15 protein-coding genes are annotated in these 15,160 nt (G+C 61.1%); 14 read left to right on the top strand and 1 reads right to left on the bottom strand.

The window, feature by feature from the left end; translation table 11 throughout:
- Positions 1 to 8: 8 nt before the first annotated feature.
- From AQ611_RS20610 to AQ611_RS20565, 11 genes are all read left to right on the top strand, one after another.
- Positions 9 to 1,184 carry a muconate/chloromuconate family cycloisomerase gene (locus AQ611_RS20610; protein ID WP_069235877.1) on the top strand — a complete coding sequence of 392 codons (1,176 nt, stop codon included), beginning with the start codon at positions 9 to 11 and terminating at the stop codon, positions 1,182 to 1,184.
- Between the two features lie 30 nt (positions 1,185 to 1,214).
- Positions 1,215 to 1,505 (top strand): muconolactone Delta-isomerase, encoded by a 291-nt coding sequence (catC, locus tag AQ611_RS20605; RefSeq protein ID WP_059519765.1) that lies wholly within the window; start codon positions 1,215 to 1,217, stop codon positions 1,503 to 1,505.
- Positions 1,506 to 1,570: 65 nt separating this feature from the next.
- Positions 1,571 to 2,500, top strand: a complete 930-nt coding sequence (catA, locus tag AQ611_RS20600; RefSeq protein ID WP_069235876.1) for a catechol 1,2-dioxygenase — start codon at positions 1,571 to 1,573, stop codon at positions 2,498 to 2,500.
- Positions 2,501 to 2,749: 249 nt separating this feature from the next.
- Positions 2,750 to 3,334: a phosphonate degradation HD-domain oxygenase gene (locus AQ611_RS20595; protein WP_069235875.1), complete on the top strand. Its 585-nt coding sequence runs from the start codon at positions 2,750 to 2,752 to the stop codon at positions 3,332 to 3,334.
- Positions 3,335 to 3,732: 398 nt separating this feature from the next.
- The gene (locus tag AQ611_RS20590; protein ID WP_059519762.1) at positions 3,733 to 3,981 is read left to right on the top strand and encodes a CsbD family protein; all 249 of its coding nucleotides are present in this window, start codon (positions 3,733 to 3,735) and stop codon (positions 3,979 to 3,981) included.
- Positions 3,982 to 4,039: 58 nt separating this feature from the next.
- The gene (locus AQ611_RS20585; RefSeq protein ID WP_059519761.1) at positions 4,040 to 4,411 is read left to right on the top strand and encodes a hypothetical protein; all 372 of its coding nucleotides are present in this window, start codon (positions 4,040 to 4,042) and stop codon (positions 4,409 to 4,411) included.
- A 44-nt stretch (positions 4,412 to 4,455) separates the two neighbouring features.
- On the top strand, positions 4,456 to 4,725 hold the full coding sequence (locus AQ611_RS20580) for a hypothetical protein (RefSeq protein WP_231936030.1): 270 nt from the start codon (positions 4,456 to 4,458) through the stop codon (positions 4,723 to 4,725).
- Between the two features lie 171 nt (positions 4,726 to 4,896).
- Entirely contained in the window at positions 4,897 to 5,112 is a 216-nt protein-coding gene (locus tag AQ611_RS26485; protein ID WP_083237482.1) for a hypothetical protein, read from the top strand.
- Positions 5,113 to 6,136: 1,024 nt separating this feature from the next.
- The gene (locus AQ611_RS20575) at positions 6,137 to 9,076 is read left to right on the top strand and encodes a molybdopterin oxidoreductase family protein (protein WP_069236432.1); all 2,940 of its coding nucleotides are present in this window, start codon (positions 6,137 to 6,139) and stop codon (positions 9,074 to 9,076) included.
- A 12-nt stretch (positions 9,077 to 9,088) separates the two neighbouring features.
- Positions 9,089 to 9,826, top strand: coding sequence for a 4Fe-4S dicluster domain-containing protein (locus AQ611_RS20570; protein WP_069235873.1), 738 nt, complete (start codon positions 9,089 to 9,091; stop codon positions 9,824 to 9,826).
- 25 nt (positions 9,827 to 9,851) lie between these two features.
- Positions 9,852 to 10,805 carry a dimethyl sulfoxide reductase anchor subunit family protein gene (locus AQ611_RS20565; protein ID WP_069235872.1) on the top strand — a complete coding sequence of 318 codons (954 nt, stop codon included), beginning with the start codon at positions 9,852 to 9,854 and terminating at the stop codon, positions 10,803 to 10,805.
- A 165-nt stretch (positions 10,806 to 10,970) separates the two neighbouring features.
- On the opposite strand, the gene AQ611_RS20560 is transcribed toward AQ611_RS20565, so the two are convergent.
- A complete protein-coding gene (locus AQ611_RS20560) occupies positions 10,971 to 11,855 on the bottom strand; it encodes a LysR family transcriptional regulator (protein ID WP_059519757.1) in 885 nt (294 codons plus the stop codon).
- Between the two features lie 76 nt (positions 11,856 to 11,931).
- On the opposite strand from AQ611_RS20560, the gene AQ611_RS20555 reads away from it, so the two are divergent.
- The 3 genes from AQ611_RS20555 to AQ611_RS20545 all read left to right on the top strand — a co-directional run bounded on the left by AQ611_RS20555 (position 11,932) and on the right by AQ611_RS20545 (position 15,106).
- On the top strand, positions 11,932 to 12,849 hold the full coding sequence (locus AQ611_RS20555; protein ID WP_069235871.1) for an HpcH/HpaI aldolase/citrate lyase family protein: 918 nt from the start codon (positions 11,932 to 11,934) through the stop codon (positions 12,847 to 12,849).
- 131 nt (positions 12,850 to 12,980) lie between these two features.
- The gene (locus AQ611_RS20550; protein WP_069236431.1) at positions 12,981 to 14,132 is read left to right on the top strand and encodes a CaiB/BaiF CoA transferase family protein; all 1,152 of its coding nucleotides are present in this window, start codon (positions 12,981 to 12,983) and stop codon (positions 14,130 to 14,132) included.
- A gap of 50 nt (positions 14,133 to 14,182) precedes the next feature.
- Complete coding sequence (locus AQ611_RS20545) at positions 14,183 to 15,106, top strand: amidohydrolase family protein (RefSeq protein WP_083237480.1); 924 nt, start codon at positions 14,183 to 14,185, stop codon at positions 15,104 to 15,106.
- Positions 15,107 to 15,160 lie beyond the last annotated feature (54 nt).

Genomic DNA, 15,160 nt, shown 5'->3' with positions numbered 1-15,160 from the left:
TCGTGCCCATGAATACCGCACTCATTCCTTCCGGCCGCGCCGAAGCGCGCATCGAGCGCGTGGAAACCCTGCTGCTCGACATTCCGACGATCCGCGCGCATCGGCTGTCGATGGCGACGATGCAGAGCCAGACGCTGATGCTCGTGCGCATTCATACCGCCGACGGCATCGTCGGCATTGGGGAGGGCACGACGATCGCCGGCATGGCCTACGGTGCGGAGAGCCCCGAAGGCATGAAGCTGACGATCGACCGTTACATCGCGCCGCAACTGGTCGGCGCGGATGCGACGCGCGTGCAGGCGCTGATGGCGCGGATTGGCCAGTTCGTCAAAGGCAACCATTTCGCGAAGTGCGCGGTCGAGACCGCGCTGCTGGACGCGCTCGGCCGGCGCGCCGGCCTGCCGGTATCGGAGCTGCTCGGCGGGCGCCGCCGCGATACGCTGCCGGTGGCCTGGACGCTTGCGTCCGGCGACACCGCGCGCGATATTGCCGAAGCCGAGCAGATGCTCGCCCTGCGCCGTCACAATGTGTTCAAGCTGAAAATCGGCGGCCGGCCGCTCGCGCACGACATTTCGCACGTCGCGGCAATCAAGCGCGCGCTTGGCGAGCGCGCGAGCGTGCGGGTCGACGTGAACATGGCATGGAGCGAGACCGAGGCGGTGCGCGGGCTCGCGGCGCTCGCGCACGCGGGATGCGATCTCGTCGAGCAGCCAGTCGCGTCGCCGCGCGCGCTTGCGCGGCTCGTCCGGCGCTTTCCGGTTGCGGTGATGGCCGACGAATCGCTGCAAGGCCCGCAGACGGCACTCGAACTCGCGCGCCTCGAAGCCGCCGATGTGTTCGCGGTGAAGATCGAGCAATCGGGCGGGCTGTTCGCCGCGGCGCAGGTGGCCGCGATCGCCGATGCGGCGGGTATCGAGCTTTATGGCGGCACGATGCTCGAAGGCGCGGTAGGCACCATTGCCTCGGCGCAGCTTTTCTCGACCTTTGCGCACTTGCAATGGGGCACCGAGCTGTTCGGGCCGCTGCTGCTGACCGAGGAAATCCTGACTGAGCCGTTGCGCTACGACGAGTTCGAACTGCATTTGCCGACAGGCACCGGTCTGGGCATCGCGCTCGACGAAGCGCGCGTCGACGCGCTGCGGCGCGATCGCCCGCGCGTGACGGTCGCGGCCGCGCGCCATTGACATTCGACATTGATTCGAGGAGACGAACCCATGCTGTTTCATGTGCGTATGGACGTGAAATTGCCGCACGACATGCCGGCCGACGTCGCCGCCAAGCTCAAGGCCGACGAGAAGGCGCGCTTTCAGCAATTGCAGCGCAGCGGTGCATGGCGCCATATCTGGCGCATCGTCGGGCAATACGCGAACGTGAGCATCTTCGACGTCGAAAGTCCCGCGCAACTGCACGACTATCTGATGTCGCTGCCGCTTTTTCCGTACATGCAGATCGACGTGATGCCGTTGTGTCGGCATCCGTCTTCGCTGCTCGACGACGATCGCTGATTCCGCCGCTTCCGATACCGAAAGGCGCGGCCGTCGCGCCGCCCACCATTGAGGAGACTGCTCAGATGAGCATCAAGATCGCAACCACGCCAGAAATGCGCGCATTCGCCGAACTCGCCAGTGGACTGACATCGGAGCAGGGATCGCGTCGCGCAAAGCAGATCGTTCATCGTTTGTTGACCGATCTGTTTAAGGCGATCGACGACCTCGACATCACGCCCGACGAAGTCTGGGCGGGGATCGCGTACCTGAACGATCTCGGCGCGGCGGGCGAGGCGGGGCTGCTCGCCGCCGGTCTCGGCCTCGAGCACTATCTCGACGTCCGGATGGACGCGCAAGACGCCGCCGCCGGCATCGAAACCGGGACGTCGCGCACGATCGAAGGTCCGCTGTATGTCGGCGGCGCGCCGCTGTCGGACGGCGCCGCGCGCCTGGACGACGGCACCGATGCGGGCCGCACGCTGATCATGCACGGCGTCGTGCGCAATCTGGCAGGCGAGCCGGTTCGAAACGCGATCGTCGACGTCTGGCATGCGAATACGAAAGGGATGTATTCGTTCTTCGACAAATCGCAGAGCCGATACAACCTGCGCCGCAGAATTCGGACGGGCGCCGACGGCCGCTACGAATTCCGCAGCATTCTGCCGTCCGGCTACGGCTGCCCGCCGGACGGCCCGACCCAGCATTTGCTCAATCAGATCGGCCGCCACGGTCAGCGCCCGGCGCACATCCATTTCTTCGTCAGCGCGCCCGGCCATCGTCAATTGACGACGCAAATCAACATCGCCGGCGACGCGTATTTGCACGACGACTTCGCGTTCGCGACGCGCGACGATCTGATTGCCGACATCGTCGAGCGCAGCGACGCTGCGTCGCTACAGGCACGCGGCCTGAGCGCTCCGTTTGCCGAGATCGCTTTCGACTTCGTGATCACGCCGCTCGACGCTCGCGCGCCGGATGGCGTCGTGCAGCGCCGCCGCGTCGAGGCTGCTTAGACGATCAGCCGCTTGAAGCGGTGCATTTGGCCCGGCTTCGCGGGGCGGCGGCGTGATGCGTCGCCGTGCATCAGCGTCGGGCATTGAGCCGTCGAATATCGGCGGGGCATGAGTCGATGTCGGTCGCGGCCTGCCGACTACCCATCTTGGCCAGTCTAGACGGCCAGATAACGTCATTCGACTGTCATCGCTGTCCGTTAAACTGCGGCCGAGGCAGGGCGATCGCGCCGCCCGCTTTCAGGAGGACCGATGGCATTAAATCTCGAAGATATTCGAAGCCTGTTCCAACTGCACGGTTCTCTGGCCTATAGCGGCGAGCCCGTCACTCAGCTTGAGCATGCCTTGCAATGCGGCACGCTTGCGCAAGCCGAAGGCGCGCACGATCACCTCGTCTGCACGGCATTTTTGCACGACCTGGGCCATCTTCTAGTCCATCGCGCCAACGGCCCGGCCGATCATGACGTCGACGACGTGCACCAATATTGCGTGCTGCCTTTTCTTCGGCCTGTTCTACCAGACGCCGTACTCGAGCCGATCCGGCTTCATGTGGATGCCAAACGCTATTTATGTTTGATCGACGCCGAATACGCGAGCCGACTATCCGCGGATTCGGTACGCAGCCTGCGGTTGCAAGGCGGGATATTTTCCAGGGACGAGGCCATCGCATTCATGCGAAAGCCATTCGCCGAAGAAGCCTTACGTTTGCGGCGGTGGGACGACGAGGCTAAACAGGCCGGATACGAGACGCCGCCGCTTGAGCACTTCATCGAAGTGGTTGCGCGTGTAATGAATAGCCACGAGAAAAAGGCGACTGCCGGCCACGATCGACGGTAGCCGAAGTCGACATTATGGTGCGCAGCGTTGCCACCATGACCCACGGGAATGCGACGATGGCGTCCGGATGCCTTGCGAAGCGTCCGGGGGAATATCAGCATTCAAATTGCGTCGCATCGATCGCGCTGTCGTTGGTCATCCTGAATTATTCTGCTATTTCTTTTCCCATTCCGTTTGATCGGCGCCCTTCACGCTGAAATACTTGGGTTGCCGATATGCACGGCGGTTGAACTCGTACCCTCCCATCCCTCAAATGCACTAATTGTTCCGGTACGTTTGAACATGGTGCGCGAATGGCCGCTTTTCTACACTAGCTCCCGGGATGTCGAATGGCTTCGCGGATGTGAGCCAACGTTATCCCGATGATTAGACAAGCAAATTTAACGACGAGGTCAATTATGTTCGAAAAAACCGAAGGTACGGTACAGAAGCTGGTGGGCAAGGCGCAAGCGGCGGTGGGTGACGCCGTGGGCAATACCGACCTGCAGGTCGAGGGAACGGTGCGCGAGGTGGCAGGCAAGGTCCAACAGTCCTATGGCGAGGCGCTCGAGCAGGTGCGCGACGTTGCGGCAAACAACCCGCTTGCGACGCTGGCCGCTGTTGCGGCGGTGAGCTTCATCATCGGCGCAATGTGGTCGAAGCGTTAATCGCAATCGCTTTAGTGGAACGGGTCCGCGCGCGGTGAAGTCATCACGGGAACATGTCATGGTTGTGCTTTCAAAACTCAGAAAATGGCAAAACGTCGCACAATTTTCGGCCTCGCGTCTAACCGATTATGCAGGTCTGGCGGCAGTCGAGTTCGATCTCGCCCGGAAGTACTTCCTGCGCGATTTGATCCTGTATGCGCTGCTCGGCTTGAGTGTCATGCTGGGGCTGGCGTTCGTGTCCGTGGCGGCGATTGTCAGTGCTGCGACGACGCCGTACTTGATCGAGATCGCGTGGAGCGTCGCCGCGTTCTGGATGCTCGTGTCCATCGGGTGCTGGGTTGCGGTGCGCATGCGCGATGAGCGCGGCACGTTTTCCGTTCTGGCTGCGGAATTGCAGCGCGACATTCAGACCATTAAAGAGAGTATGTGATGAAACGACGAACAGCAGAGGGTTCGCCGGAAGCACAACGCAGGGTGCTGCTTGCCCGCATGGCCGCGACGCGCACCGAATTATCTTCGTCGAACCGAGTGATCGACATGACGAGGCCGATTTCCGCAGGCGGCAATGCCGCCGGCTATCGGGCCATGACGCTGCCGAATCTCGGCGGATCCGCCGGCATTGCAATCGCGGTGGCGCTCGTCGGGTGCGTGCTGCTGGGGCCGCGGCGTTTGGTCATGACGGCCGCGCGCGCGGGCGTCGCGGCGCTGATCGGACGAATGGCGCGGGACGCCGTCCAGAAATAGGGCGGCGCGGCATCGGACGAAAATGGGATGCGTTTGAGCAGACGGCGCGAGCATGATGCCAACGTCCTACTTGCGTCCTTTTCTGCCAAACGCGTTTTTGAGAATACGGCGTGTACGTTGTCGTATGGAAGCGTGCCGCGCCGATTACTGTTTTTCCAAGGAGAACTTGCAATGAAATTCCTCGCGATCACAGCGACTTGCGTCGCATTGTTCGCCGTTTCCGCTTCGGCGCGAGCAGAAGGGTGTCTGAAGGGGGCGGCGGTGGGCGCTGTCGCTGGCCACGTTGCCGGTCATCATAGTGTGGCTGGTTCGGCAGCGGGGTGCGCGATTGGCCATCATCGCGCGGCGAAGAAGGCCAAGGCAGCGAGCGCGGCTAGTGCGGTTTAGTAACGCGATGAGGCGGATGCCGGTGAAACGCCGATTCCGTTATCGATCGGCGCGCCCGATTGCCCGGCATGATGTGATCGATCGAGACTGGCCCCATGCCGGCTGCCCGATGCGAGCGGTGCAGCCGGCCGATGGTCCGTTCACCGGACGGCAAGACGGTGAGCTTGGCGGCCTGCGCTCAGGCGCGTGAATCCGCTTGGTATTGAGCATATCAAATCGCAGTTAGCCGAGGCCATCGAGGCGCGGGAGCCCGTCTCGAAAGGCGAGGCGCAAGCGAAACGCATCTGGCGCGCGCCGCGCGACATACCCACCGATTGCGGTGCGCCGCTCAGAGCCGCAAGGCTGCGATAAACCCGTTCGCTATTCTTTTGTATCCTTTATCTTCTTTGCGTGGAGCGTTCGTAGATCGTTTTTACGCAGATCGATTTTTTCGATCAACCATGTGAAGCCCGAGCGGGTCGACACGGAAATTCTGCATCCTGCCTGCATACTTATATCGGATAGCTAACGGTTGTCTACCATCAGCTGGCAGAAGTTGCAGTGCGCGATACCGGGTCTCGGCACCTCGCGTTCGCGCCAAGATCCAGCTACGCTCGATAGCCATCTACCTTGGCGTTGGCTTTGTTCATATGTGGTCGGCGACATGCTCGGCGTTAGCCGAACGCAGCACCGACGGGCGTTTATCGACGAAATGTCGGCCGATCAAAATCGACCTGGCGCTTCGCGGATCTCTGCCGTCCCGCTGCCTTACCGTTGAAATCGACATTCGATCATGCCGTCTGCTGCTTACTGCGACGCGGTGGCGGCGATTTTCGCCGTGCAGCCGTATCGTGAGCCGCCGCAAGGCGGCATAGCTTAACTATCGGTTGCTGCGATGATTTCGATACGAAATGGCGATTTTTCTTTTGCGCGTGCCGCTCTTAGCATGGAGGCCGATGAAGTCCGGCAAGCATGCGCATCGTGACCGGTGCCGTTGCTTGCCGAGCTTGTGCCGCTGCTGACGAGAGTGTCGACGGAGGATGGGATGGAGCGCAAAGCACGCACGCAAAACGAAGAATTGGAGGTCAAGACGACGACCTGCTACATGTGCGCCTGCCGATGTGGGATTCGTGTGCATCTGCGCGATGGCGAGGTGCGTTATATCGACGGCAATCCGGCCCATCCGCTCAATCAGGGAGTGATCTGCGCGAAGGGCTCGTCGGGCATCATGAAGCAGTATTCGCCCGCGCGGCTAACGCAGCCTTTGATGCGCAAGCCAGATGCGTTGCGTGGCACGGCGCAGTTCGAGCCAGTTTCATGGGATGTCGCGTTCGACGTGCTAGAAAAGCGCCTTGCGCATCTGCGCGCAACCGACCCGAAAAAATTCGCGCTCTTTACCGGCCGCGATCAGATGCAGGCTTTGACGGGGCTTTTCGCCAAGCAGTTCGGCACCCCTAATTATGCCGCGCATGGCGGCTTCTGCTCGGTGAACATGGCTGCAGGCATGATCTATACGATGGGCGGCTCGTTCTGGGAGTTCGGCGGCCCCGATCTCGATCGTGCGAAGCTGTTCTTCATGATCGGCACCGCCGAAGACCATCACTCGAATCCGCTCAAAATTGCGATCTCGAAGTTCAAGCGCGCGGGCGGCCGCTTCATCGCGATCAATCCGGTCCGCACGGGCTATGCGGCAATCGCGGACGAATGGGTGCCGATCCGTCCGGGAACCGACGGCGCGCTGTTCATGGCGCTGATGCATGAGTTGATCGAAAACGATGCGTATGACCGCGAGTTCGTGGAGCGCTACACGAATGCGGGCGAATTGCTCGACATGCGCGAGGGTTCCAGCACCTATGGCCTTTTCGTGCGGGACGAAGGGGCGCAGGAACGCAATGCCCTGTTTCCGCAGAACCATATGTGGTGGGATCCCGTGAGCCGGCGTGAAGTCCTGCATCACACGCCGGGCGTGCGTCCTGCGCTTGAAGGGCGTTATACGCTGGCAAACGGCACGCCCGTTGCGCCGTCGTTCTCGCTGCTGCGCGAACAAGTGGCGGGTTGCACGCCGCAATGGGCGTCGGACATCACGGGCATCGCACCCGATACGATCCGCCGGCTCGCGCAGGAAATGGCCGACGTGGCGCGCGACCAAAAGATCTCGTTGCCGATTCAATGGACCGATGCCTGGGGACAAACGCATGACACCGTGACGGGCGCGCCGATCGCATTCCACGCAATGCGCGGTCTGGCCGGACATTCGAACGGCTTTCAGACGATCCGCGCGCTTGCCGTGCTGATGTCGCTGCTCGGCACCATCGACCGCCCGGGCGGCTTCCGGCACAAGTCGCCCTATCCGCGTGCCGTGCCGCCATCGGCCAAGCCGCCGAACAGCCCCGGCGACGTCAAGCCGAATACGCCGCTCGCCAATGGCCCGCTTGGCTGGCCGGCCGGCCCCGAAGACCTGTTCATTCATGACAACGGCGACCCGGTGCGCATCGACAAGGCGTTTTCATGGGAATATCCGCTTGCCGTGCATGGCCTGATGCACAGCGTCATCACCAACGCGTGGCGCGGCGATCCCTATCCCATCGATACGTTGCTGATCTTCATGGCCAACATGGCATGGAATTCGTCGATGAACACCGTGGAGGTCCGCAAGATGCTCGCGGATCGCAACGAAAACGGCGAATACAAAATTCCATTCATCGTCGTATGCGATGCGTTCCAGTCGGAAATGACGGCATTCGCCGATCTCATCCTGCCCGATACGACTTACCTTGAACGTTACGATGCAATGTCGATGCTGGACCGCCCGATCTCCGAATTCGATGGCCCGGTCGATTCCGTGCGTGTTCCTGTCGTGCCGCCGACTGGCGAATGCAAACCGTTCCAGGAGGTGCTCGTCGAGCTGGCGAGCCGGCTGAAACTTCCCGCCTTCACGACACCGGACGGCAAGCGCAAGTATCGCGACTATCCGGATTTCGTCGTCAATTACCAGACAGCGCCAGGTTCCGGAGTCGGGTTCCTGATCGGCTGGCGCGGCAAGGACGGCCAGGACGCCCTGGTCGGCGAGCCGAATCCACGGCAATGGGAAGCCTATGCGCGGCACAACTGCGTTTATCACTACACGCTGCCCGAGCCGTTGCAGTACATGCGCAATGCGAACGGGCCATACCTGCAATTCGCAGTCGAGAAGGGTTTTCGAAAATTCGCAGAGCCAATCGTCATTGCGCTGTATTCCGACGTGATGCAGAAATTCAGGCTCGCCGCGCAGGGCAAGACCGAAGGGCGGCAGCCGCCCGACCATTTGCGTGCGCGCGTGGCGCACTATTTCGATCCGCTGCCGTTCTGGCATCCGCCGCTCGAACACGGAACGACCGATCACGCGCGTTTTCCGCTGGCGGCTGTCACGCAGCGCCCTATGGCGATGTACCACTCGTGGGATTCGCAGAACGCGTGGTTGCGGCAGATTCATGGCGAGAACTATCTGTATATGAATCCACGCATGGCTGCCGCGCAAGGTATCGAGGATGGCGGGTGGATCTATGTCGAATCGCAATGGGGCAAGGTGCGGTGTCTTGCGCGCTATAGCGAGGCCGTCGAGCCGGGCACGGTATGGACATGGAATGCGATTGGCAAGGCAGCGGGCGCATGGAATCTCGGCCCGGAGGCCAACGAATCGCAGCGAGGGTTCCTGCTGAATCACCTGATCACGGATGAGATTCCCGTTGCCGACCCGCAACATGCGCGCACCTCTAACTCCGATCCGGTGACGGGGCAGGCCGCTTGGTATGACGTGCGTGTGCGTGTCTATCCTGCCGAGGCGCACGCCAGCCATACCCTGCCGCAATTCGCGCCAATGCCAGCGGCGATGCCCGGAGTGGTGGGCACGGGTTCAGGCGGCCTGCTTCATCGCATCGTGCAGACGTATTTCGCGGGGCGCGGCGAATTCGCGGCGCGGCTGCGCAAAGCGACACGGCACAATTGAACGGAGCATGACATGACCCAGATGGCGCTCGTAATCGATCTGAATGTCTGCGTGGGTTGCCACGCCTGCGTGACGAGTTGCAAGGAATGGAACACGTCAGGCGAGGCGGGCAGTCTCGCGGACTTCCGCCCATATGACGCCGATCCGTCCGGCACCTTCTTCAACCGCGTGCAGACTTTCGAAGCCGGTGAGTTTCCGCTCGCCGATACCATTCATTTTCCGAAGTCGTGCCTGCATTGCGAGGAGCCGCCGTGCGTGCCGGTATGTCCGACCGGCGCGAGCTACAAGCGCAAGGAAGACGGGCTGGTGCTGGTCGACTATGACCGGTGTATTGGTTGCAAGTACTGTTCGTGGGCTTGCCCTTACGGCGCGCGCGAAATCGACGAAGCGCGCAAGGAAATGACCAAGTGCACGCTGTGCGCGGACCGAATCCACAACGAGACGTTGCCGGAGCGGGATCGTAAGCCCGCGTGCGTACTGGCGTGCCCCACCTCGGCACGACTGTTTGGCGATATACACGATCCTGATTCGAGCGTGTCGAAGGCGATCCGCGAACGCGGCGGCTATCAGTTGATGCCGGAATGGGGTACGCGGCCCGCGAATCACTATTTGCCGCGCCAAAAGGTGTCGTCGTGCGGCGGCGAGTCGTGCTCGTGCAAGACGTCTCCCGAGCACGATGAAATTGCATCAGTCGAGGCTCAGCTCGAGCGCGGCGCGCTTCATCTCGCTTCCATCGCGACGCGGGTCTGAATCCGGACGCTCTGGGGAAAAGACAATGAATCCAGCATTTTCCGTGGTGTTTCTCACGACGTTGAGCGGAGCGGGGCAGGGGTTGTTGATCGCGCTCGTCGGAAGCCAAGCTGCGTTGCGGCTCGGTTTCGGCGATGCTGCCGCCGTGCCGCCGGCGTTCTACGTCGCCGGTGCGGCGCTGTCATGTCTGCTCACTGCACTGGGGCTCTTTGCATCGTTCTTCCATCTGGGTCATCCCGAACGCGCGTGGCGCGCTATCGCGATGTGGCGAACATCGTGGCTGTCACGCGAATGCCTGGCGTTGCCGCTGTTTCTCGCATGCACATTCGCTTATGGCGTAGCGCATGCCGTTTCATCACCTTATGCACTGGCGATCGGCATGGTTGCGGCCATGGCGAGCGCGACGTTGTTCATCTGCACGGCGATGATTTACGCATGCCTGCGTTTTCTGCAGGAGTGGGCGACGCCGCTTACGCTGGTGAACTTCGCCCTGCTGGGTTGCGCATCGGGCTTCACCGTCGCGACCGCCTGCGCTGCGTTGCTCGCGCCCACGCTTATGACGCCGCTTGCGGTAGCAGCCTGCACATTGACGCTCGGCGGTTTCGCATCGCGCAGTGCATCGCTTGTGCGCAACGCGCGGCTCAAACCGAAATCGACGGTGCAGAGCGCGACTGGCATACGTGCCGCGCGGGTCGAACAGCAGTCGCGCGGCTTTACGGCGGGCGCCTTCAATTTGCACGAATTCTTTCACGGCAAGACGCCTGAGGCGCTAGAGCGCATCATGTGGACATTCATTGTTGCCGCCTTTGTCGTACCGATTTTTCTAGTGGCGCTCGGCGGCAGCATTCGTTCGTTCTATGGTTCGTTTGTGCTGTTGTGCGCGGCGTCTGCGATTCAATACGCAGGGCTCGTCGCGGAGCGGTGGTTCTTCTTCGCCGAAGCAAGGCATCCTCAGAATTTGTATTATCGGCAAGCCTAACGGTTGTTCAATTGGGATGCGAGCGTGCAAGACGGAGCGCACCGAATGACTGATCAAAACCTCTGGGCCGACTCACTGCTCATCTGCTGCTTGGGCTTGTTTGGGATAACGGCCTGTGTTCGGCCGGGCGCGCTTCCGCAAGCGGCTTGTCCCACATCCCCACGCTCAACTCGGTCGCGGGTTTCGTGCGACCTCATGTGCGATCCCGAGTAAGTTGCGCACAAGCTTTTCTCGTGTCGATCCACGTTGCCACAACACGCCGAAGCGCCTTGGTTCCGTCTTCTTCGGCAATGGTATTCGCACGATCCGCAATCCCGACAGCAGCGGCGAAGCAATATCTGGCATCAGCGATACACCGAGGCCGCGCTCGACCATCATGGCGATCGCCAGCAGTGAATTGATCTCGAAGCGCTCGTGAGGCACGATGCCTGCGGCGTGCAGATATTGATCTGCTTGTTTGCCGCCGCCGAGGCTTCGATCGTAACGGATCAGCGGCTGACTGCGCAGCAGCTCGTGTGCGTCGCGCCTAGCAAGCCGTTGCGGTGCAAGCACAACTAGCGGCTCGTCTCGCACCAGTTCCCAGTCAAGGCGCTTGGACAGAGCGAAACTCGGATGCAGGCAGATAGCGGCATCGTATTGACCGCGCTGAACGCCTTCATATAGCTCCATTGACGTGCGGGACTGAACCATCACCTTGATGTTTGGATGAGCGCTGACAAACCGCGACAGGACATCGGGAAGCACGCTATGAAGGGCCGAATTGATCGCGCCCAGGCGGAATTCACCTGCTGCCTGTTCATTCTTCGCTACTTCTGCCAAATCATCCAATTCCCGTACTAACCCCCTCAGCCGTTCGAGTACCCGGTGTCCCGCTTCGGTCGGCTTGACGGTCCGTCCTGAACGCGCGAGCAATACGGTATCTAGCTCACGCTCGAGCACGCGCATTTGAAGAGCGACCGCACCCGCGGTCACGCCAAGTCGACGCGCCGCCTCCGCGATTGATCCGGTGTCTGCCACCGTCAGGAAGTTTTTCAGGAAGGTGGTGTCCATAAATATAGTTTTCCTACTGTTTGAAAGTAGCAAACATCAGTTATTCAAAATGAATAGTACCCCTACACTGGGGACCATGAGAAGCAAACTATTCGTTCCCGGATCCCGTCCCGAACTATTCGACAAGGCGTTGCGCAGCCAAGCCGATGCCATATCTTTCGATCTCGAAGATGCGGTAAGCGACAGTCGCAAAGCGGATGCCAGAGTGGCGCTGGGCGAGCTGTTGCGATCCTCTGTCGTGCAGCGCGCGCGGGCTGCCGCGAAGATCATCATCGTGCGAGTCAATGCATTCGACACGCCGTGGTTTGCCGATGACATCGCATCGATCGTCATGCCCGGCATCGATCTCATTAACCTTCCCAAACCGCGAGGCGTGCATGACGTTCGTGCTGCTGCGGTGGCAATCGAACACATGGAGCACGTGAATGACGTCACGGTGCCGATAAAGATGCTGATCAACATCGAATCGCCTGCTGCGCTGCAACTTGCTCGGCGCTTGGCCATCGCAGATCCGCGGGTTGCCGGACTGCAGCTCGGGTTGGGCGATCTGTTCGAACCGCTCGGTATTGCAAGACGAGAAAGCATCGCGGTCAGCTATGCGATGTGTGCCGTGAGGGTCGCCGCCGGGGCGGCCGGCGTATTCGCATGCGACGCGGCGTTCGCCGACATTCGTGACAGTGCGGGTTTCCGTGCCGAGGCCGAACTTGCGCGTCGGCTCGGTTTTGTCGGCAAGAGCTGTATTCATCCGTCTCAGGTGGCGATTGCCAATGAAGTATTTCGTCCTACCGAAAAAGAAATTGATCGTGCGCTGAAGATTCTCGAGGCGGCACGGGAGGCTTGTGTCACCGGAACCGGGGCATATATCGTCGACGGTCAGATGATCGATCGGCCGTTCATCGAGCGCGCGCGCGGCGTCGTGGCGCACGCCATCCGCCTGGGGCTGCTTGCTGAGTCAGCCGCGCCGGCAGGCGTAGCAGACAGCAAGGTAAAGTGACCATGATCGCCTCTGCTGCAACAACGCAATCGACCCAACAGGGCCTCTCCGCGCCATGTTCTTCGTCGACGCGGGATGCGTCGCCGCGAGGCCATCGGGCCGGCAGGCCCGCAGCGGGGCCGCTTGCGGGTATACGCGTTCTGGACCTCAGTGCCTACATTGCGGGGCCCTATGGTTGCACCTTGCTCGCGGATCAGGGGGCCGAGGTGATCAAGATCGAATCGCCCGACGGCGACAACCTTCGGAAATATCCGTCGACACTCGATGCCGAAAGCCGCGCCTTTCTTGGCATCAACCGAGGCAAACGCGGACTTGTTCTGGATCTCAAACGTCTAGAGGGACGCGACGTGCTGCTGGATCTTGTACGCAGTGCCGATGTACTCGTGCATAACTTCCGGCCGCGCGTGCCGCCCAGACTCGGGATTGCCTACCAGCAATTACATGCGCTCAACCCACGTCTCATTTACTGCGCGGTAACCGGATATGGCGATACCGGTCCGTTGAAGGACAGGGCCGGCTACGATCAGGTATTGCAAACAATGACCGGCATCTGCATGTTGCAGGGCAAGCGAGGCAGGCCGCCAGAAATCGTCTATGGTTCGGTGGTCGATTACTATGCGGCCGCGATGGTTTCATCGGGTGTGGTATCGGCGCTCTTTGAGCGCGAACGCAGCGGCGTTGGGCAATACGTTGGTGTTTCGCTATTGCGCAGCGCGCTTGCCATGCAGTCGGCGCGTTTGATTTGGGCCGACGGCGAATCGAAGGATATCGGTCGCGACATGCGTTCCGGCGGTGTGACCGGCATTCATCCCACCCGGGATGGCTTTCTGTACATTTCGGCGAATACACCGCATTTCTGGCGGTCGCTTTGCGAAAAACTCGGCGTGCCGGAGCTTGGCGCCGACGAACGGTACGACACGGTACGTAAGCGCGCTCAGTACAGCGAAGAAATCCTGCCGCGGCTGCATGCGGCGCTGAAGGCGCGCACGGCCGAGGAATGGGAGGCGTTGTTTGGCGACGACGTGCCTTGCGCCGCTGCACGTCCCATCGAAGACATGTTCGACCATCCCCAGGTGGAAAGCGAAGGCTTGATGACCTGCTTTGAACACCCGACGGTGGGACGATACCGCGGCTTTCGTCACCCGATTGCTTTTGGGCGTACTCCAGGAGCGAATCCGAGCGCGGCTCCCGCGCTGGGTGAACACTCGGACTCGGTGTTGTTGGAGCATGGCTATACGTCTGAACAACTCGCGCGACTACGCGCTTCGGGCGTTTTGTTTTGACGAAGACTGCCTTTCAATGCTTTCAAAAGCCAGGATGAGACAACTTAAGCATGAATACGACAACCCCTCATGCGCCATTGCCAGGGACGGCATGCGCTTCACGCGCCGCCCGGCTTCCGGATACTGTTGGAACCGCAAAAACCCCAACACTTCAATCGCCGGCGAATGCGTGCGATTCGCACATCCATGTTTTCGATCAGCGGTTCATGCATGTCGGTTCGTCACCGATTATCTCTGACGATTCTACCGCCGACCATTACCGTGCTTTCCAACAGCGCATCGGAACGCAACGCGTGGTGGTGGTCACGCCGCGCGCATATGGTACGGATAACAGCGTGACGCTCGACGCCATTTGCCGGCTTGGGCGCGAACGGGCGCGTGGCGTTGCCGTGGTCACTCCCGATGTAACAGACGGGCAATTGGAAACGCTGCACAGCGGCGGCATCCGCGGCATCCGCTTCACTCTATACCGGCCCGAGCATGCGGTAACGAACTTCGCCATGGTGGAGGCGCTCGCGCGACGGGTGCATGAACTCGGATGGCATGTGCAACTGCACTGGACGGCTGACCAGATCATTCAACACACCGATCTCCTGTTGCGATTGCCGTCGACGATCGTGTTCGACCATCTCGCACGCCTGCCGTTGCCGGCAGGCACATCGCATCCCGCCTTTCACGTCGTGCGTCATTTACTTGATGGAGGGCGAACCTGGATCAAGCTTTCCGGCCCGTATCTCGATTCGCAAAGCGGTGCGGCAGACGGTTACGCCGACCTGGATGGCGTGATTGAGTCCTGGGTGGAAGCGGCGCCCGAGCGTCTCGTTTGGGGCAGCGACTGGCCGCATGCGACTGAAACTGTCAAACCGGACGATGCGATGCTGTTCGATCTGCTTCGCCGTTGGACCGGCAGCCCGTCCGTGCTGGAGCAAGTCCTCGTTACGAATCCAGCGCAGCTGTACGAATTCGGTACTTGATGCCCTATGCGGGCATAGTTTCCCGGCGGCCCGACGCGATGCACGAAAATTCCG

Origin of the sequence: Burkholderia singularis, assembly GCF_001718875.1 — a bacterium.
GTDB lineage: Bacteria > Pseudomonadota > Gammaproteobacteria > Burkholderiales > Burkholderiaceae > Burkholderia > Burkholderia singularis.
Note: the sequence above shows the minus strand (reverse complement) of the source record. Positions and strands in the feature narration are given on the sequence as shown.